An 18,414-nucleotide genomic window follows, 5' to 3' on the forward strand; every position below is an offset into this window, starting at 1 on the left:
CATGGCTCCGCAGCAGCGAAAGCGGCCGAGGTCCCGGTCGTCCCGCCTGGCCGTGGTCGCGGCGGCGGTCGTCGTCGCCTCGGCGACCCTGACCACCGGTCCGGGATTCGCCGCGGGTGCGGGGGCGGCGCGGGTCGCGGACCCGACACCGGCTCCGACCCCCACGACGTCCGTCCCGGCGTCGGCGGCACCCCTGCCGGTGCCGGTGAGCCCCAAGCCCGTACCGGCGAGCCCCACGCCCGTACCGGCAAGTCCCACGCCCGTACCGGCAAGTCCCACGCCCGTGCCGTCGAGTCCCGCACCCGCACCGGCGAGTAGTCCCGCCCCCGTGCCCGGGAAGGCGAAGCCGCCGGCCTTCGGGGCCTTTCTCGACTCCGGTCCGCTGGGCGTGGCCCGGATGGCCCAGCTGAGCAGCTGGCTCGGCGGCACCGAGCTGAAGGTGGCGCACACGTATCTGCCCGGCAACCGGTGGAGCGACATCGAGGGCGCCCCCGGCTTCCTGGACGTGTGGGCGCACTGGCGGCGGGAGAAGGCCGACCGGACGTTCGTCCTCAACGTGCCCATGCAGGAGCGCAACGAGGAGGGCATCGGGGACTTCCAGGTCCGCTCGCTGCTGCGGCAGGGCGCCGCCGGGCAGTTCGACCACCACTTCCGGGCCCTGGCCGAACGGCTGGTGGAGCTGCGGGTCCCGGACACCGTGATCGTGCTCGGCTGGGAGATGAACGGCACTACCTACACCCATCGTTGCGGGCCGGACCCGGAGGCCTGGAAGAAATACTGGAACAGGATCGTCAGCACCATGCGCGCGGTGCCGGGCCAGAAATTCCGGTTCGACTTCACACCGAGCCGGGGCCGGGACGCCGTCCCGTGGACCCAGTGCTATCCCGGGGACGACACGGTCGACATCGTCGGCATGGATTCGTACGACCAGCCGACCGGTCTCTCCTTCGACGAACAGGTGCGGGAGCCTTATGGACTTCAGCAGCACGTCGATTTCGCGAAGGCGCACGGGAAGCCCATTTCCTATCCGGAATGGGGTCTCTTCCGCAACGGCGACAACGCCGAGTACATGCGGCGGATGCTCGCCTGGATGGACGAGCACAAGCCGCTCTACAACACGGTGACCGACTACTGCCCGCACGGTGTCTGGCAGTGCTCGGCGAACCCGCGCTCGTCGAAGATCTACCGCGCGGCCCTCTCCGGCCGCATCGACACCGCCACCCCGACACCGACCCCGACGCCGACCGCGACCCCCAAGCCGGCCCCGAGCACCACGCCCGACATCACGGCCCCGACCCCCACGCCGGCCGTCACGCCCCCGGCCAACTGCGCGCCGATGGATTTGGGCGCCTGGGTCGAGTACTGGATCGGCGGGAAGCTCTGCGTCCGGCTCGACTGGTGGTCGCGCACCGGGTCCTAGTCCGGCCGGCGTTCCTTCCATCGGTGCCGCACCTCCTTGACCCGCTGCCGGGCGGCGGCGTCGCACAGCGCCGCCGTCAGCAGCGGGGCGGTGCGCCGCCGGGCCAGCAGCAGCCGCTGGTTGACGACCGGCCGGGGCCGCCAGTGGTGCTTGTACGGCTCGTTCCCGCGCAGCAGGCTCAGCGCGCCCCGCTCGCTCGCCCCCGTGTGCTGGGCGCAGGCGTCGAGCAGCATCACCGCCACGTCCGCCTTGCGCTCCCGCAGCCGCGGATGCGCCCCGTACAGATAGCCGCCGGCCAGGCTGGGCGACAGCAGCGTCAGATCGACGGCCACCACCTCGTCGTCCAGCCGGAACTCGGTGACCACCGCGTCCCCGGAGCGCACCATCGGCCCCACCGAGCGCACCAGGTGCTCCTGGAACCGCGTCTGGAGGTGCTCGGTCGTCACCTTCCGCCCCTGCCACTGCAGCCGGTGCAGCTCCAGGAGGCGGTGCAGCGCCGCGTCGACGCCGTCGGGTGCCACGGTGTCCCGGCGCACCCCGAGCGTGCCGAGCTTGCGCAGCTTGGCACGCACCCGCTGGGCCTTGTTCGACGCCAGCCGGCCGACCAGCTCCTCCATCGACACGGCGGGCAGTTCCAGGCAGAGCGAGTCGGGCACCTTCCGGCACGGCCCGTGCCAGCGGTCGTAGACCCGCTCCACCGCGCCGCCCGGCCGCACCTCGCGGAAGTCGATCAGTGCCGTCCGGGCCGCCTGGGCCAGCTCACCGGTGAGGGCGCCCGCCGCCCGGCCGTCGTCGTCGGCGTCGGCGAGCAGCACGTCCGCGTAGTCCGAGATCGCCCCGCCGAGCGGCACCAGCGTGGGCAGCGGCCGGCGCACCAGCATCAGCGGAGCCGCGCCGACCAGATCACTGCCGTGTCTGACCAGGACCAGGCGGAGCCGGCCGGGGACTCCGTACGAGCGCCACCAGGAGTGCAGCCAGGCGTGGCTCTGGAACGGGGTGGCCGTGGAGCACCGCCGGTACAGGCGGCCCCAGGCGGGACCGAGTTCGGCGAAGGCGCGCTCGTCGGTGACGAGTTCGGTGCTGTACGCGGCGAGCGTCGGGTAGGCCGTCGTCGTCACAGCTGCCCGTGTACGTCGGCGGCGACGGCGGGACCGGGCACGGAGGCCTGCACGGTGGTCTCCTCCGCGCGGCGCCGGGGCCGCACCAGGAGCACCAGGCCGCCCAGCAGCCCGCCCGCGCTCGCGCCCACCAGACCGGTCACCTTCGGGGACGCCGAGGTGGGCGCGGTCGGCTTCAGCGCCCGGGAGAACTGCAGGAGTTCGACGTGGGTGTCGGCCTTGGTCTCGTTGGCGTGCCGGGTGAGCGAGCGGGCCACCGCGTTCGCCATGTCGGCGGCCTGCAGGGGGTGCGGCGAGGTGGCCGAGACGGCGACCATCGGCGCGTCCGGCGAGGTCTCCGCCTGCACGCTGGTGCGCAGCGTGTTCACCGGCACCCCGGCCCACATCTGCGCGTCCCCGAGCACCGCGAGCTGGGTGGCGACCCGGCCGTAGGCCTGCGCGAAGCCCTGCGCGGACGCGGTGTCGGTCCGGTCGACGGGGACGGCGATGACATAGCTGGTCGCCGTGTAGGTGCGGGGCTTGAGCACGCCGTAGGCGCCGCCCAGCAGGCCGCCGGCGACGACCCCGGCCGCCAGCAGCGACCAGGGCCGGACCGCGCGGGCGAAGGGGCGGGATGCTCGGACGGGGTTCTCGGTCATGGCGTACTGACTCCCTGGGGTGAGGTGGCGAGTGCGGCCGCGTAGACGTCCATGAGCTGGGCGGCGCTGCGGGTGATGCAGTAGTGGCGGGCGGCCTCCGGCGCGGTGCGCGGGCCGGGTCCCGCGGCGCGGACGGCGGCCAGCGCCTCGGCGTAGGCCGCGGCCCCGCCCTCGACCCGGCGGGCACCCGGGGCGGCGGCGGGCGGCAGGTCCTCGACGGCCGGACACGAGCTGTAGAGCACCGGCAGCCCGGCCGCCAGCGCCTCGACGACCGCGAGCCCGAACGCCTCCTGGGCCGACGGCGAGGCCAGCACGTCCATGGCGGCGACCAGGGAGGGCAGGTCGGGGTCGTGCGCGCGGTCGGAGACGTACGGCCGCTCACCGGCGAACAGCACCCGGCCGGCGACCCCGGCCGTGCGGGCGGCGCGGCGCAGCGCGCCCTCCTCCGGGCCCCCGCCCACCAGCAGCAGCCGGCAGTCGGCCGGGAGCCGGGCCAGGGCCCCGATCAGCACGTCGAACCGCTTGCCGGGCGCGAGCCGCCCGATGCCGCCGATGACATGGGCGTCCTGGGGCAGGCCGAGCCGGGCCCGGGTGCGCTGCCGGACGGCCGGGTCGAAACGGAACCGCTCCAGGTCGATGCCGTTCGGCACGACCTCGATCCGCGGCCCCGGCACCCCCCACCGGCGCAGCCGCTCGGCGACGGTCGGCGAGACGGCGACCGTGGACCGCCCGAGCCGCTCGCCCGCCAGATACAACGCCCGTACCCCGGCGGTCAGTTCACGCCCCTCCAGCTGGGTGTCGCCCAGCGAGTGCTCGGTGGCGACCACGGCCCGTACCCCCGCGAGGCGCGCGGCGATCCGCCCGTACAGACAGGCCCGGTAGAGGTGGGTGTGGACGAGGTCGTAGCGGCCCCGCCGGATCACCCGGACCAGCCGGGGCAGCGCGCCCAGGTCCCGGTTCCCGGCCATCCCGAGGTGGACCACCCGCACCCCGTCGGCGGTCAGCCCGCGCGCGACCGGCCCCGGGTTGGTGAGGGTGACGACGTCGCAGGAGACCGGCAGATGGCGCAGCAGCAGCCGGAGCTGCTGCTCCGCCCCGCCGACCCCGAGGCCCGTGATGACATGCAGCGCCTTCATTCACAGCCCCTCGACGGGACGGCGGCGCAGCCGGTGCAGCCGGTACTTCAGGAACAGGTGCGGGGCGCGGTCGTGCTGCCCGACGTGCACCCGGGGGAGGGCGTGGACGCCGTTCAGGTCGCCGGGGTCGATGGCGCAGGCGTAGCCGTATCCGGCGGCCCGCACGGCGTCCACGGCCCGCCCGTCGACCGTCCCGTAGGGGTAGCAGAAGCCGCCGACGGGCGCCTGGATCAGCTCCTCCAGCCGGGCCCGGCTCTGCACCGTCTCGGCGGCGAGCGTCGCCGGGTCGGCCTTCGTCAGATCGACATGGGTCAGGCCGTGGGAGCCGATCTCCACCCCGCCGGCCGCCGCCCGCCGGATCCCGTCGGCGGTGAGCAGCGGCTTGCGCGGGCCGAGCGGATCCCAGTCGTTGTGGCCGCCGAGCCGCCCCGGCAGCGCGAAGAGGGTGGCGCCGCAGCCCCAGCGGTCGAGCAGCGGCAGGGCGTGGTCGAGGAAGTCGGCGTACCCGTCGTCGAAGGTGAGCCCGACCAGCCGCCGCCCCTCGCCCCGGGCCCGGGCGGCGATCAGCTCACCGACCGACACCCCGCGCAGCCCGCGCCGGCGCAGCCAGCCCAGCTGTCTCTCCAGCCGTTCGGGGGCGACGGTGATGCGGTACGGATCGTCGGAGCAGTCGCCCACCGAGTGGTACATGGCGACCCAGGGGACCGGGCCCGTGACGGGCCGGACCTGCTCGGCGGAATCGGCGGACTCAATGGAAGACGGCATGCGCGAGCCTTCGGGTGACGGTGCCTACGGAACGGAGTGCGGGTGCGAAGCCCTGGGCGTCCAGGGCCCAGCCGAGCAGGACGAAGACGGCGGTCACGGTCGTGACCCCGGCGGCCAGACCGGTGAGCGGATCAGCCGGGCGCTGGGCGAAGAAGGTCCCGACCACGGTCGCGATCACGGCCGCCCGCACCGGCCGGCTCAGCTCCGCCAACACCCGCCGGACACCGACCGGGACACTGCGCGGGCCCATCCCGGCCAGCAGGAGGACGGCGGTGGCGGTGATGCCGGTGGCGTTGGCGGCGGCGATGCCCGTGACGCCGTACGACCCGACCGTCAGGGCGCCGATCCACGACGTGACCACGATCCCGGCGGCCATCGCGGCGACCGGGTACCAGGTGGCGCGGCCCGCCGAGAAGTAGGAGCGGACCAGCACCCCGACCAGGGTCTGTCCGAGCAGCCCGAGCGCGTACACGCGCATCACCCCGGCGGTGGCGGCGGTGTCCTGCGGAGTGAACGCCCCGCGCTGGAACAGCAGATGGATGAGCTGCGGCGCACACGCCACCACCACGGCGGTGCCCAGCAGCACGACACTCGCCGCCACCGACAGGTCCCGCTCCACCCGCCGCCGGGCCCGCTCGGTGTCGCCCTCGGCCAGCGCCCGGGCCACCACCGGGAAGGTGACCGTGCACAGCATCATCGACATCGTCATCGGGATCTGCGCGACCTTCTGCGCGTAGTTCAGGTGCGAGATCGCCCCGGAGTGCAGATGCGAGGCGAGGAACCGCTCGATCAGCACCTGCGACTGCCGGCACAGCGCGAACAGCAGCACGGTCGCCATCAGCACCAGGTTCAGCGGCTGCGCCTCGGCGCCGGCCGCGCTCTCCCGTGCCCCGGCCTTGGCCTTGGCCTTGACCCTCGCCTTCTGCCGCAACTGCCTCAGCAGCGCCGGAAGTTGTACGACGACCATCAGTGCGCCCCCGGCCGCGACCCCGAACGCCGCCGACCGCACGCCCCAGTGCCCGCCGAGGGCGAACATCGCCGCGATGATCCCGGCGTTGTAGGCGACGTAGATCGCGGCCGGGGCCAGGAACCGCCGGTGGGCGCGGAGGGCCGCACTGCAGTACCCGGCCAGCCCGAACGTCAGCACACAGGTCGCCGTCAGCCGGGTGCAGTCGACGGCGAGCCCGGGGTCGCGCAGTCCCGGCGCGAGCACCTCGACGAGCTGCGGGGCACCCCCGACGAGCAGCGCGCCCACCGCGGCGAACGCCAGCGCCAGCTTGGGCAGCGTCCCCGCGACCAGCGCCCGCACCGGATCACCCGCCGCCCCCTGCGCCCGCCGCGCGAGCGCCATGCTGAAGGCGGGGATCAGCGCGAAGGCCAGCCCGTCCTCGATGAGCAGCGTCGCGGCGAACTCGGGGATCGTCCACGCCACGAGAAACGCGTCGGTGTCCCGCCCGGCCCCGAAGAGCCGCGCGAGCGACTGATCCCGGATGAGCCCGAGCAACGCCCCGGCGACGGAGAAGACGGCGGTGACAAGGGCGGCCTTGGCGAGGAATCCACGAGTGGGCGGCGCGCCTTCAACTCCGGCGTCGGCAGCTTGCCCAGGGGCGCGGGGAACTGCGCGCTGAGCCCCCACCGACCCGCGGTCGACATCCGACCCCTGCACCCCTTGCATTACTCGGCCGCCCCCACCAACGCCCACCACGCCACCACCCCGAACACCACCGCCGTCAGCACGGTCGACGGCCCCCCGATGTCGGCGTACGCGAAGTCGACCAGCTGCCAGATCAGCAACCCGCACCCCACCAGCGCACAGTCGAGCCCGGTACCGCCCCGTACCCGCCGCAGCCCCCGCAGCCCGCACACCAGCAGGGCCAGCCAGCTGCCCGCCAGCGCCAGCAGCCCGAGCAGCCCCTGCTCGCTGAGGACCAGCAGATACATGTCGTGCGGCGACAGCAGCGGCTGCTTCCGGAACGCCGCCCCCGCCCCCTCCGTGTCGCTCCCGGAGGACAGCGCCAGCGACGCGTGCCCGTCCCGGTACGCGGGGAAGTTCTTCAGACCGACGCCGGTCACGGGGTGCTGGCGCCACATCCCGGTGGCCGCCGCCCACAACGTGTACCGGTCGACCACCGACTGGTCCGGCGCGTCGGTCACCTGCCCGATGCTGCTGAGCCGCTCCTGGAGCATCGCCGTACCGATCCCGAAGCCCCCGACCAGCACCACGCCCGCCGCGACCGCGACCGCGGCCACCTTCAGCGCCCGCCGCAGCCCGGCAAGGACCAGCTGGACCGCGCAGGTCAGCACGGTCGCGATCCAGGCCCCGCGGCTGAAGGACACGGCCAGCGGCAGCAGCAGCCCGAGCGCGCACGCGCCCGCCGCCACCCGCTGCCGTACCGGCGCACGGCCCAGCGCCAGGCCCAGCGCGCAGACGAGCCCGAAGGACACGACCGTCGCCATGCCCATCACGTCCTGCGGCCCGAACGTGCCGACCGCGCGGATCAGCTCGCCCTGGTACGACGCCCCGGTCCCGGTGACGTACTGGTGCACCCCGACCGCGCCCTGCCAGACCGCGAGCCCCACGAACGACCAGGCCAGCAGCCGGAAGTCGGCCCGGTCCCGGACCAGCAGCACGACCGCGGCCGGGACCAGCACGAACACCTGGAGATAGCGGCCGAGACCGGTCAGTCCCGCCCCCGGCGAGGCCGCGCCCATGGCCGCGACGGCCAGTCCCACCACCGGCATGCCCAGCACCACCGCGGCCGTCGCCGACAGCGGCCGCCGCCGCTCCCGCACCGCCCGCAGCGCTGCGTACAGCACCACCAGGGCGGACACCGCGTCCGCCGGTCCGGCCCCGCTCTCCCCGTCGCCGCCCGGTGCGAGCGGCAGCGCGAGGACCGCGAGCACCGCGACCGCGGCCAGCACCGGGGGCAGCCGCAGCGGCCGGGCCGGGGACAGTGCGAAGCTCATCGTCAGCTCCCCGTCGAGCGCACGAGCGCGGCCGCGGTGCGCAGCAGGATGCAGATGTCCTGCCACAGCGACCAGTTGTCGATGTAGGCGTTGTCGAAGCGCGCCCGGTCCTCGATGGAGGTGTCGCCGCGCAGCCCGTTGATCTGGGCGAGTCCGGTGATGCCGGTCTGCATCCGGTGGCGGGCCGCGTAACCGGGGTAGCTCTGGCTGAACTGGCCGACGAAGTAAGGCCGTTCGGGGCGCGGTCCGACCAGGCTCATGTCGCCCCAGAGCACGTTCCACAGCTGGAGCAGCTCGTCCAGGGAGGTCTGGCGCAGGAAGCGGCAGAAGCGGCTCATCTGGATCTCGCCGGCGACGCTCCACCGGGTGGCGGCCTCGTGCTCGTCGACCGGGCGGTGGGTGCGCAGCTTCAGCAGGGTGAAGGGGCGGCCGTCCTTGCCGATGCGCTCCTGCCGGAAGACGACGCCCGGCCCGTCGGTGAGCCGGAGCACCGCCGCGCACACCAGCAGCAGCGGGCTGACCAGGACCAGCGCCGACCCGGAGACGGCGATGTCGAGGACCCGCTTGCCGATGCTGCCGCGCCGCCGCGAGCCCATCTCCAGGCGGCGGCAGGAGAACCCGGCGAGCTGGTCGCGCATCTCGTACGCCGGTGAGTCCGCGTCGACCTCCCAGACCACGCAGCCCGACTCGGCCAGCGCCCGCAGCAGCGGGCCCTGTTCGGTACGGACGGCGGGGTGGACGGCGAGGACGGCCCGGACCCCGTTCTGGATGAGGGCCCGCTCGACCTCCTCGCCGGTGGTCAGCACGGGCAGCCCCTCGGGGCCCTCGGGGTGCTCGGCGACCACGCCGACCGGGCGTACCCCGCAGCCCGGGTGGCGCAGTACCGCGGCGGCGACCCGCTGGGCGGTGGCGGCGGGGCCGATGACCAGGGCGGCGCGCGGCCGGCGCAGCAGGGCCAGGCGGCGCCGCGAGTGCACCAGGCCGCGGCCCGCGCAGGCCGCCACCGTGTGCAGGGCGAAGCCCAGCAGCAGGGCGCGGGCGGACAGCGCGCGGTCCGGGTTCCAGGCGGCGACGACCGCGGCCAGGCCCAGCCAGACGACGGCGATCCGGCCGCAGACGGAGGGGAGTTCGTCGAGGACGCCGGCCACCCGCCGGGCCGAGGGCGGGCGCAGCAGTATCGCCCCGGACATCAGCAGTCCGACCAGGACGGGCCGGTGGGTGGCCTCGTCGAGCGCGGCTCCGCCGAGCAGCGCGGCACACAGGTCGGCGGCGAGCAGCGGCGCCGGGGAGGCGGGCCGCGCGGGCGGCCGCCGCAGCGGGAACCGGAAGCCGCCGGCGGCGCGCGGCGGGAGGACCGAGACGGGCGAGAGTCCGTGGTCCCGTGGCTGCGCGCCGGGGGAGGGGACGGTGCTTTCCGCGGTCACGAGTGGATGGACTCCCTGCACTCGAAGGACACCAGCGGCCGCCCGCCGAGGAGTTCGCGGTACAGCCCCGCGACCGCCTGCGCCGTGCGCCGCACATCGTGCGTGGACAGGACGTGCCGGCGCCCCCGCTCGCCGAGCGACGCGCGCAGCCCCGGGTCGAGCAGCAGCCCGGCGACGGCCCCGGCCAGCGCGCCCGGCCGCCCGGGCGGGACCAGGCAGTGCGCGGCGTGCGCGGGCGGCAGGCTCTCGCGGGCGCCGTCGACATCGGTGACCAGGACCGGCCGCCCGCAGGCCATCGCCTCCAGCGGGGCCAGCGCCATGCCCTCCCAGCGGGAGGGCAGCACCACCAGGTCGGCGGCCCGGTACCAGGGGACGACGTCGGTGACGGCGCCCGGGAACTCGACGGAGGCGGGGGCGATCCGGCGCAGCGCCTCCTGGTCCGGTCCGTCGCCGACCAGGGCCAGCCGGGCGTCGGGCACCCGGCGCAGCACCTCGGGCCAGGCCTGCAGCAGCAGGTCCTGGCCCTTCTGCCGGCACAGCCGCCCGACACAGACCACCAGGGGCCCCGGCCGGCCGTGCGGGGAGGCACCGGGGGTGAAGCGTTCGGTGTCGATGCCGTTCGGTACGACGGCATAGGGGGCGCGGACACGGGCGCGCACGCCGGTCGCCCGCTCGGCCTCGCTGACACACACCACCTGGTGCGCCCAGCGCGCGCCCCACCGTTCCCAGCGCAGCGCCAGCGCGGCGGTGGCCCCGCCGACCGCCTCGAAGGACCAGGCGTGCGGCTGGAACACGGTCGGGACGCGCCCGCGCACGGCCAGCCGGCCGGCGAGGCCCGCCTTGGCGCTGTGGGCGTGCAGCAGTTCGGGCCGTACCTCGTCGAGGAGGCGGGCGAGCCGTCGTACCTCGTCCCGCAGGCCGGTGCCCGGGGAGCGCTCGGCCTGCCAGGGGCGGACCTCGGCGCCCAGGTTCCGCGCGCTCGCGGCCAGTTCGCCGCCGGGGCAGGCCACCGTGACCCGCAGACCGGCCGTGAGCTGGGCCTTCGCCAGGTCCAGGACGACTCGGGCCACCCCGCCCTCGACGGGTTGCGTCAGGTGGAGGACCCGTGGCCGAGGGTCGGGTGCTGATCGGTGCATACGCGGGATTCCTCGCTCACGGGGGGCGCTCGGGACTGCGGGCGGGAACGCGCCGCACTACTGCACGTCCACGGCGGCGAAGAGCGCGCCCGCCCACGCCGCGTCGCGCTGGGAAACGAGACGGAAGGTCGGCTGGTCACCGCCCTGCGCGAGACCAGTACCTAGATCGAACACATCCGAGTCGTAGCCGAGCGTGTTGGCGTACGCCGGTTCACGCCGGGCGCTTACCGGGCCGGGGTCGTTGATCGTGGAGTTGAGTACGTCGTCGGCCGGGTCGGCGGGGTCGCCCAGGGGGAGAGGGGTCTGGTCGGCGGTGGCGTAGGTGAGCGAGTCGCCGGCGGTGCCCCGGTCGCCGTTGTAGGCCACCAGGCCCACCCGGCCGCCGGCGCCACGCGGGACATGTAGCCCGTTCAGCCGTACCTCGGCCGGGGTGCCGAGGGAGTCGAAGCCGTCCCAGAGGGAGAGCGCGCGCAGTGGTTCGGCCGGGTTCTCGTACGCCACGACCAGCGTCCAGCCGCCCCAGGCGCCGGGCCGGGACTTCCCCATGGCCGTGTTCACCTGACCGACCGTCCACAGGCCGGAGCCGCTCGACCGGACCAGGCGGGTGACGTCCGCGGAGGCCTGGAAGGCGTCGGCGCCGCCGCCCACCCGGTGGCCCACCACGGTGTCGGCGAGCAACTCCTTGTACTGGCCGCCGGGTTCGGCGATCAGCACCCGCCTGTCGTCCTTGGCCGGCTTCTGCTCGCCCGCCAGCAGATTGCCGCCCCAGTACAGCCGCGCGTACGTCACCCGGGAGCCCGCCGGCAGCAGCACCTCGGCGCGGGAGGAGTTGTAGGTGTTCGGGTCGTCGTCCACGTCGACGTAGAACATGTCGAAGTTCCCGTTCACCGCCGGGACCCGGCCCTCGCGCGCGGCCGCGCAGGGCGGCTCGGAGGGCGCGGCGTTCGTCGTACGGCAGCTGACGGTGGCGTTGGCCGCGCGGGCGAAACTGCCGTGCAGCACCGCGTGGTAGCGCTCGGCGAAGGGGATGCGCGGGGACTCGCCGGCGGGCGGGGCGGTCGCCCGGGCGGCGCCGGGGGCCCAGATCGCGGCGAGGGCGAGCGCGCTCACCGACGCACGGCACAGCAGCGGGCCCAGGGGATTGCGCATGGCCGGCTTCGCCCTTTCGGGAGAGGAGGGGGAGGCGGGGGAGGCGGGAAGAGTGCGACGGGATGCCCGTACGGGTAAGTCAGGAGACCCGCAACTCTAGTCGCTATCCGTATTAATCCATTGAAACCGGACAAGTGTGTCGGAATGGTGAAGGCGGCCTGTCGGGAGATCACTCCTTTGGCGGCACAACCCGGGCCGGTGCCGCGCGTTGACACAGCGCTGGGCATCCGCCCGGATGTTTGTTTCGATCCCAAGGAGTACCTCTCCATGTCGCGTATCGCGAAGGGCCTGGTCCTGTCCACCGCCGCCGTCGCGGCCGTCGCCGGCGGCGCCGGTGTGGCTGCCGCCGACAGCGGCGCGAACGGCGTCGCCGCCCACTCCCCGGGCGTGCTGTCCGGCAACGTGATCCAGGTTCCGGTCCACGTGCCGATCAACGTGTGCGGCAACACCATCAACGTGATCGGCCTGCTGAACCCCGCGTTCGGCAACACCTGCGTCAACGACTGACGCGACAGCAGTTCCCTTCGCCGGCCGTCCGCCCACGCATCCCGCGCGGGCGGACGGCCGGTTTTCTGCCCGAGGGCCGGTGGCCGCGCCGGACTCCCTCGGGGATCTCATATGTCTTCCGGGTGCGGGGTTTCCGGCCCGCGAGGGCGTCGTTAGGTACGGCGTCAGCATTTCCGCAGGTGGCTTGCGTTGCCGAAAGTCGCCGAAGAAAGGAACACGATGAAGTCCCTCAAGGCCGCCGCCGTCGTCGCCGGTTCCGTGGCTCTCGCCGGCGTCGCCGCGCCCGCGTTCGCGTACAGCACCGCCGACCTCACGCCCTCCAGCCTCAACGGCGCCGTGAACACGCTCACCAAGGGCCCCATCGACCTGAACCAGGCGATGCCCCTGCAGCACCAGTCCAACGCGCTCGACACCGAGAACAAGGACTCCGTGCTCAGCACCGTCAAGGGCGCGGCCGGCAGCCTGAACCAGCACAACCCGCTGCTCGGCGGCCTGCCCCTGCAGGGCTGAGACGAGACAGGCCGGGCCCGCCGCAGGGCCGTTCGAGGGACGCCGTTCGAGACGTCGGGAGGTGTCCCTCGTTCGGGTGGCGGGGGCCGCCCGGGGTCCGCCGGTCGGGTGAGCGGACGCCCGGCCGCCCGGCGGCCCGTCGATAGGGTCGCGCGGTGACCTCAACCCCAAGCGCGACCCGCCCCTTCCGCGCCGCCGACCTCGGCACGCTCGTCATGCTGGCCTGGAGCGGCGAGGCCCCCGACGGCACCGACATGCCCTATCTGCTGGCCTATCCCCTCGGTGACTCCGCCGCCGGCCCCGAGGCCGCGACGGCCGCCGTCGCGGCGCTGCTGGAGAACAACGGACTGCCGGTCGGCGGCGACCTCGTCGACGGCACCGCCCGGCCCAGCCTGCCCGTCACCCTGCTCGTCCAGTCCGGTCAGGCCGTCCTCAACCTGGCCCCGCTGAACGCCCAGTGCCCCGCGCCCGAGGAGTGGCTCGCCGCCGTCGGCGAACGCGGCTACGCCTACCTGGTGTTCACCACCCGCCCGTGGCCCGGGGCCCAGCCCGGCAGGCCCGTCACCCCCGAGGCGCTCAAGGAGTTCGCCGGAGCCGAGGAGACCCTGGCGGCCGCCGCGCACGTCGTGCTGCCGGCCCGCAGCCTGCGCGGCTGATGGCGCCGGTCGCGGGTGCCGGCCGGGGGTTCGCGCTGCTGACGGTGATCGCGGGCGCGGCCGGGCTGCTGGCCTCCTGGGTCATCACCCTCGACAAGTTCAAGCTGCTGGAGAACCCGCGCTTCGTCCCCGGCTGCAGCCTGAACCCGGTGGTGTCCTGCGGCAGCGTGATGAAGAGCGACCAGGCCTCGGCGTTCGGGTTCCCCAACCCGATGCTGGGCCTGGTGGCCTACGGCATGGTGATCTGCGTCGGCATGAGCCTGCTGGCCGGCGCCCGCTTCCCCGGCTGGTACTGGCTGACCTTCGACGCCGGCTGCCTGTTCGGCGTCGGCTTCGTCTCCTGGCTGCAGTTCGAGTCGCTGTACCGGATCGACGCGCTGTGCCTGTGGTGCTGCCTGGCCTGGGTCGCCACCATCGTGCTGTTCTGGTACGTCACCTCCTTCGCCGTACGCCACCGCTTCCTGCCCGCGCCGCAGTGGCTGCGCGCGTTCCTCGGCGAGTTCACCTGGGTGCTCCCGCTGCTGCACGTCGGTGTCGTCGGCATGCTGGTCCTGACCCGTTGGTGGGACTTCTGGACGAGCTGACGAATGGGATGAACGGGATGGGTGACCAGCCGACTAATGCTGCACCCGGGCGAATTGTGAACTGATGCCGTTTTCCGGCTCGTTACCCGGTACGGACGTCGCTCCCCCCTCGTTCTCCCTCGCTCCTGAAAGGGCCCGTACCTGACATGAAGCCGACCACCCGAGGAACCCTCGCCGCCGCCGTCACGGGAGTCGCGGCCGCCGTGGCAGCCGTGGGCGCCGCCGCCGTGCCCGCCGCCGCGGCCGGCACGGTCCCGATCCCCGTGCCCCTGGACGGCGTCGAGAAGTCCCTCAACATGGAGGTGCCCAAGCTCGGCATGGAGCTGCCGCTGCTGATGCCCGGCGCCCCCGAGGGCCCGCGCTACGTCGAGGGCCACCTCCTCCCGGACCGCGCGCTGCCCCAACTGCCGCTCAGCGGCGGACTGCCCGGCGTCGACCTGCGCGCCCCGCTCCCGCACGTCCTCGGCGACCGCTTCGACCACGTCGGCGTCTCCGCCCCCGCCGGCGACCTGCGCACCCTCGCCCCCGGCCTGTCGGTGGACGCCCCGCTCACCGCGCCGAACCCGAACAACTTCGGCCTGCCCGGCCTGAAGCAGCCCGAGGTGGGCCTGCTCGCCCCGGTCGTCCAGACCGTCGCCGGCGGCGACCTGGGCGCCGGACCCGGTCTGTAACCGCCGAAACCCCCGTAACTGCCTTCGCGCGTACGGCCGTTTCGGCCCCGCCGTGCACCGGATGGCGGCGCGGCGGTGACCGGGCGGCCCCTCGGACGGTTACCGGTACCGACAGTGGTCGGTGAACCGTACGAGGAGTGAGCATGGTCGTCGGAGTCGGTGGTGTGGCGGTGGGCGCGGAGCCCGGGGCCGGGCAGCCGGACAGAGCCGTGGCGGGCAGACCGACGCGGCGCGAGGTGGCCAGGGGGCTGTTCGCCTCCGCGGCGGCGCTGGCGCTCGCCCCGGTGATCGCCGCCTCCCGCCCGGTGCCCCCGGCGGACGGGCCGGCGGGCAGCTCCTTCGACGAGACCTACCGGGGCCGCCGGATCCGGGGCGTCCTGGTGCCTGCGGCCGGACGGGCCGCGGCCGGCGGCGAGTGGCAGGTCACCGTGGACGGCCGGCCGCTGCATCTGATGCGCCGGGCCGACGGCACCTGGCTGAGCATGGTCGACCACTACAGCTCGTACCCGACCCCGCTGGAGGCGGCCCGGGCGGCCGTCGACGAAATCGGGCCCGGGCAGCGGCTGCGCGACCTGGCTCCGGGACCGATGGGCGGTGGACACATGAACATGGGGGGCGACCATGGCGTACACGCGTAAGGACGTCAGCAGGCTGACGGCCGGCGAGCGCAAGCGGCTGGTGACGGCGTTCCTGGAGGTCAAACGCCGGGGCGAGTACGACGAGTTCGTGCGGACGCACATCGAGTACTACACCTCCGACGGCGAGGACGGGCTGCGCACCGCCCATATGGCGCCGTCCTTCCTGCCCTGGCACCGCCGCTTCCTGCTGGACCTGGAGCGTGCCCTGCGCCGGGTGGACTCCTCGGTGACCGTGCCGTACTGGGACTGGACCCGGGACCGCACCCGGACCTCCGTGCCGTGGACGAAGGACCTGCTCGGGGGGAACGGACGGGCCCGGGACCAGCAGGTGATGACCGGCCCGTTCGCCTACTCGGCCGGGCACTGGACCATCAAGGAGGGCATCACCGACGGCGAGTTCCTCGCCCGCGACCTCGGCCGCGCCCGTGATCCCCTCCAGCTGCCCACCCGGGCGGAGCTCGGCCGGGCGCTCGACGACCCCACCTACGACGTCGCGCCCTGGGACTCGACCGTCACCCGCGGCTTCCGCAACAAGCTGGAGGGCTGGGGGACCGGCAGCGGCAGCGCGTCCTGGCGCAACCACAACCGGGTGCACCGCTGGGTCGGCGGCGCGATGCTCGGCGGGGCCTCCGTCAACGACCCCGTCTTCTGGTTCCACCACGCCTTCATCGACCTGCAGTGGGAGCGCTGGAAGGCCCGGCACCGCGGGCCGCGCTACCTGCCGGCCGCCCCGCCGGGCGTCGCCGACCCGCAGCACGACCGGATCGTCGCCCGCCGCGAGAAGCTGCCGCCGTGGGACGTCACCCCGGAGTCGCTGGAGGACGTGAGCCGGATCTACCGGTACGGCTGAGGCGCTCCGGAGACGGGAAGAGCCCCGGTGCCATCGGCGCCGGGGCTCTTCCGTGTGCGGTGGCTCAGTGGCCGTAGCCGCCACCCTTGTTGTCGCCGCCCTTGTCGTGGTGGCCGTTGTTGACGCAGGTGTTGCCGAACGCCGGGTTCAGCAGGCCGACCACGTCGATGGTGTTGCCGCACAGGTTGACCGGGATGTTGACCGGGACCTGGATGACGTTCCCGGACAGCACGCCGGGCGAGCCGACGGCCTCGCCGTTGGCACCCGCGTCGGCCAGGGCCAGGCCGGCCCCGCCGATCACCACAGCGCCGGTGCCGAGGGCGACGGCGGCTGCCTTCGCGATGCGAGACATCACGTTCTCCTTCTTGTTGCTCGGGGAGTGCGGCGGCAGGACCAGCCGCCGCACTCCCCGTTCAACGCCGCGACCTGCGGCTGGTCACGCCGATCACGGGACGATCACCCCAAGGGCCGGGATCACGGCAGCTGTCGTAGCGGGGAGCCCGCCAGGAAGGCGCGGATGTTCTCCACCGCCTGGCCGTAGTACGTCGTGTAGTTGGCGTAGGAGACGTAGCCGAGGTGGGGGGTGGCCAGCAGGCGGGGGGCGGTGCGCATCGGGTGGCCGGCCGGGAGCGGTTCGAGGTCGAAGACGTCGACGCCGGCACCGGCGATCCGGCCCTCGTGCAGGGCGGCGAGCAGGGCGTCCTGGTCGACGATGGCCGCGCGGGAGGTGTTGACGAGGTAGGCGGTGGGCTTGAGGAGGGCGAACTCGGCGGGCCCGAGCAGTCCCCGCGTACGGTCGCCGAGCGCCAGGTGGACCGAGACGAAGTCGCTGGTGGCCAGCAGGTCCTCCTTGCTCGGCGCGGGTTCGACCCCGACCTCCTCCGCGCGCTCCTTGGTGAGGTTCTGGCTCCAGGCGCTCACCCGCATCCCGAAGGCGAGCCCGACCCGGGCGACCTGGCCGCCGATCTTCCCGAGGCCGAGCAGCCCGAGCCGGCGGCCGTGCAGATCGGCGCCGACGGTGGACTGCCAGGGGCCGCCGGAGCGCAGGTTCTGGTTCTCCCGGACCACCGAGCGGGCCAGCCCCAGCAGCAGCGCCCAGGTCAGTTCGACCGGCGGTGCCGAGGAACTGGCGGTACCGCAGACGGTGACCCCGTTCGCCTCGGCGGCCGCGTAGTCGATGACGGTGTTGCGCATGCCGGAGGCGACCAGGAGCCGGAGCCGCGGCAGCCGGTCCAGCAGGGAGGCGGGGAAGGGGACCCGCTCGCGGAGCGTGACGACGATGTCGAAGCCGGCCAGGGCGGCGGCGAGTTCGTCCTCGCCGGTGAGGTGCTCGCGCAGCGAGACGACCTCGACCTCGCCGGACAGGGCGGACCAGTCCCCGAAATCCCCGGCCACCCCTTGGAAGTCGTCCAGCACCGCACACCTAAGACGCATTGCTCCACCGTACCGGCCACCACGGAGCGTTCCGGGGGTGCGTGTCAGAATGAGGGCGCCCGTTGTCCGTCCGGTCTTCATCGAGGTCGTACCGTGTCCCAGCCCGTCGGCCGCGTGCCGCAGCGACGCAACGCACGGTCCAACCGGGCGCGCATTCTGGCCACCGCCCGCCAGGAACTCGGGCGCAACCCCGACATCACCCTGGAGGAACTCGCCCGCGCCTCCGGTGTCGTACGGCGCACCCTCTTCGGGCACTTCCCCGGGCGGGCCGCGCTCCTGGAGGCGCTGGCCGAGGAGGCCGCCGAGACGCTGCAGGCCGCCGTGGCCTCGGGGGCGGAGACGGCGGAGCCGGCCGAACGGGCGCTCGCGCGCTTCTCCCTGTCGATGTGGCCGGTGGGCGACCGCTACCGGATGCTGCTGGCCCTCGCCCAGCGGGACCTGGGCCCGGAGCGGGTCACCGAGGTCCTCGCACCCGCCCGGATCCGGGCCACCGCCATCGTGGAGCGGGGGCAGCGGGAGGGTGTCTTCCACCCCCATCTGCCGCCCGCGGTGCTCAGCGCGGCCCTGGAGGCGATGACGATCGCCCTGCTGGAAGAGGTCAACACCGGGGCGTTCGAGGACGACGGCACCCGGGTCGCCGCCGCCACGCTCATCGCGGCCGGTGTCCCGGAGCGGGACGCCCGCACGGTCGTCGCCGCCGTCGCCGCCGAGCTCACGCCGGAGGCCACGGCGGAGGACACGGCCGCCGACGGCGGCTGAGCGGCGCGGCCCGGCCGCGGACCCGAGGCAGAACAGACCCCGGTGCATCGGC

Annotated in this window: 20 protein-coding genes; 9 read left to right on the forward strand and 11 right to left on the reverse strand. The window is 74.2% G+C overall.

What is annotated here, in order from left to right; genetic code table 11:
• The first annotated feature begins 1 nt into the window (after nt 1).
• The gene (locus tag ACGFZS_RS00070; RefSeq protein WP_393793208.1) at nt 2–1,420 is read left to right on the forward strand and encodes a glycoside hydrolase family 26 protein; all 1,419 of its coding nucleotides are present in this window, start codon (nt 2–4) and stop codon (nt 1,418–1,420) included.
• On the opposite strand, the gene ACGFZS_RS00075 is transcribed toward ACGFZS_RS00070, so the two are convergent.
• Genes ACGFZS_RS00075 through ACGFZS_RS00115 form a run of 9 tightly spaced genes read right to left on the reverse strand, consistent with a single transcriptional unit; the run spans nt 1,417 to nt 11,753 of the window.
• Entirely contained in the window at nt 1,417–2,538 is a 1,122-nt protein-coding gene (locus ACGFZS_RS00075; RefSeq protein ID WP_393793209.1) for a GNAT family N-acetyltransferase, read from the reverse strand. The genes ACGFZS_RS00070 and ACGFZS_RS00075 overlap by 4 nt on opposite strands.
• Nucleotides 2,535–3,176 (reverse strand): lipopolysaccharide biosynthesis protein, encoded by a 642-nt coding sequence (locus tag ACGFZS_RS00080; protein WP_393793210.1) that lies wholly within the window; start codon nt 3,174–3,176, stop codon nt 2,535–2,537. Before ACGFZS_RS00080 ends, ACGFZS_RS00075 begins: the two co-directional genes overlap by 4 nt.
• Complete coding sequence (locus tag ACGFZS_RS00085; protein ID WP_393793211.1) at nt 3,173–4,312, reverse strand: glycosyltransferase; 1,140 nt, start codon at nt 4,310–4,312, stop codon at nt 3,173–3,175. Before ACGFZS_RS00085 ends, ACGFZS_RS00080 begins: the two co-directional genes overlap by 4 nt.
• Nucleotides 4,313–5,077 carry a polysaccharide deacetylase family protein gene (locus ACGFZS_RS00090; protein ID WP_393793212.1) on the reverse strand — a complete coding sequence of 255 codons (765 nt, stop codon included), beginning with the start codon at nt 5,075–5,077 and terminating at the stop codon, nt 4,313–4,315.
• On the reverse strand, nt 5,061–6,752 hold the full coding sequence (murJ, locus tag ACGFZS_RS00095; protein ID WP_393793213.1) for a murein biosynthesis integral membrane protein MurJ: 1,692 nt from the start codon (nt 6,750–6,752) through the stop codon (nt 5,061–5,063). The genes ACGFZS_RS00090 and murJ overlap by 17 nt, the downstream gene beginning before the upstream one ends.
• Entirely contained in the window at nt 6,752–8,044 is a 1,293-nt protein-coding gene (locus ACGFZS_RS00100) for an O-antigen ligase family protein (protein WP_393793214.1), read from the reverse strand. The genes murJ and ACGFZS_RS00100 overlap by 1 nt, the downstream gene beginning before the upstream one ends.
• A gap of 2 nt (nt 8,045–8,046) precedes the next feature.
• The gene (locus ACGFZS_RS00105; protein WP_393793215.1) at nt 8,047–9,468 is read right to left on the reverse strand and encodes an exopolysaccharide biosynthesis polyprenyl glycosylphosphotransferase; all 1,422 of its coding nucleotides are present in this window, start codon (nt 9,466–9,468) and stop codon (nt 8,047–8,049) included.
• Nucleotides 9,465–10,604: a glycosyltransferase gene (locus ACGFZS_RS00110; RefSeq protein ID WP_393793216.1), complete on the reverse strand. Its 1,140-nt coding sequence runs from the start codon at nt 10,602–10,604 to the stop codon at nt 9,465–9,467. Before ACGFZS_RS00110 ends, ACGFZS_RS00105 begins: the two co-directional genes overlap by 4 nt.
• A 57-nt stretch (nt 10,605–10,661) precedes the next feature.
• Nucleotides 10,662–11,753, reverse strand: coding sequence for a DUF3344 domain-containing protein (locus ACGFZS_RS00115; RefSeq protein WP_393793217.1), 1,092 nt, complete (start codon nt 11,751–11,753; stop codon nt 10,662–10,664).
• 267 nt (nt 11,754–12,020) lie between these two features.
• Here ACGFZS_RS00115 and ACGFZS_RS00120 point away from each other — a divergent pair, with 267 nt between their 5' ends.
• From ACGFZS_RS00120 to ACGFZS_RS00150, 7 genes are all read left to right on the forward strand, one after another.
• Nucleotides 12,021–12,260 (forward strand): chaplin, encoded by a 240-nt coding sequence (locus ACGFZS_RS00120; RefSeq protein WP_393660341.1) that lies wholly within the window; start codon nt 12,021–12,023, stop codon nt 12,258–12,260.
• A gap of 219 nt (nt 12,261–12,479) precedes the next feature.
• Nucleotides 12,480–12,770, forward strand: coding sequence for a hypothetical protein (locus ACGFZS_RS00125; RefSeq protein WP_355711819.1), 291 nt, complete (start codon nt 12,480–12,482; stop codon nt 12,768–12,770).
• Between the two features lie 155 nt (nt 12,771–12,925).
• Complete coding sequence (locus ACGFZS_RS00130) at nt 12,926–13,426, forward strand: DUF5949 family protein (protein WP_393793218.1); 501 nt, start codon at nt 12,926–12,928, stop codon at nt 13,424–13,426.
• Entirely contained in the window at nt 13,426–14,010 is a 585-nt protein-coding gene (locus tag ACGFZS_RS00135; protein ID WP_393793219.1) for a vitamin K epoxide reductase family protein, read from the forward strand. The genes ACGFZS_RS00130 and ACGFZS_RS00135 overlap by 1 nt, the downstream gene beginning before the upstream one ends.
• Before the next feature lie 146 nt (nt 14,011–14,156).
• Nucleotides 14,157–14,681 (forward strand): hypothetical protein, encoded by a 525-nt coding sequence (locus ACGFZS_RS00140; protein WP_393793220.1) that lies wholly within the window; start codon nt 14,157–14,159, stop codon nt 14,679–14,681.
• 143 nt (nt 14,682–14,824) lie between these two features.
• Nucleotides 14,825–15,319, forward strand: coding sequence for a tyrosinase family oxidase copper chaperone (locus ACGFZS_RS00145; protein WP_393793221.1), 495 nt, complete (start codon nt 14,825–14,827; stop codon nt 15,317–15,319).
• A complete protein-coding gene (locus ACGFZS_RS00150; RefSeq protein ID WP_393793222.1) occupies nt 15,303–16,169 on the forward strand; it encodes a tyrosinase family protein in 867 nt (288 codons plus the stop codon). The genes ACGFZS_RS00145 and ACGFZS_RS00150 overlap by 17 nt, the downstream gene beginning before the upstream one ends.
• A 64-nt stretch (nt 16,170–16,233) precedes the next feature.
• Here ACGFZS_RS00150 and ACGFZS_RS00155 read toward each other — a convergent pair whose 3' ends face one another.
• Both ACGFZS_RS00155 and ACGFZS_RS00160 read right to left on the reverse strand, forming a co-directional pair.
• Entirely contained in the window at nt 16,234–16,521 is a 288-nt protein-coding gene (locus ACGFZS_RS00155; RefSeq protein ID WP_355711807.1) for a chaplin, read from the reverse strand.
• Between the two features lie 122 nt (nt 16,522–16,643).
• Nucleotides 16,644–17,603, reverse strand: coding sequence for a D-2-hydroxyacid dehydrogenase family protein (locus tag ACGFZS_RS00160; protein WP_393660334.1), 960 nt, complete (start codon nt 17,601–17,603; stop codon nt 16,644–16,646).
• Nucleotides 17,604–17,696: 93 nt separating this feature from the next.
• On the opposite strand from ACGFZS_RS00160, the gene ACGFZS_RS00165 reads away from it, so the two are divergent.
• Nucleotides 17,697–18,362 (forward strand): TetR/AcrR family transcriptional regulator, encoded by a 666-nt coding sequence (locus tag ACGFZS_RS00165; RefSeq protein WP_393793223.1) that lies wholly within the window; start codon nt 17,697–17,699, stop codon nt 18,360–18,362.
• Nucleotides 18,363–18,414 lie beyond the last annotated feature (52 nt).

This window comes from Streptomyces sp. NPDC048288, from assembly GCF_043201555.1.
In the GTDB taxonomy this organism is placed as follows: domain Bacteria; phylum Actinomycetota; class Actinomycetes; order Streptomycetales; family Streptomycetaceae; genus Streptomyces.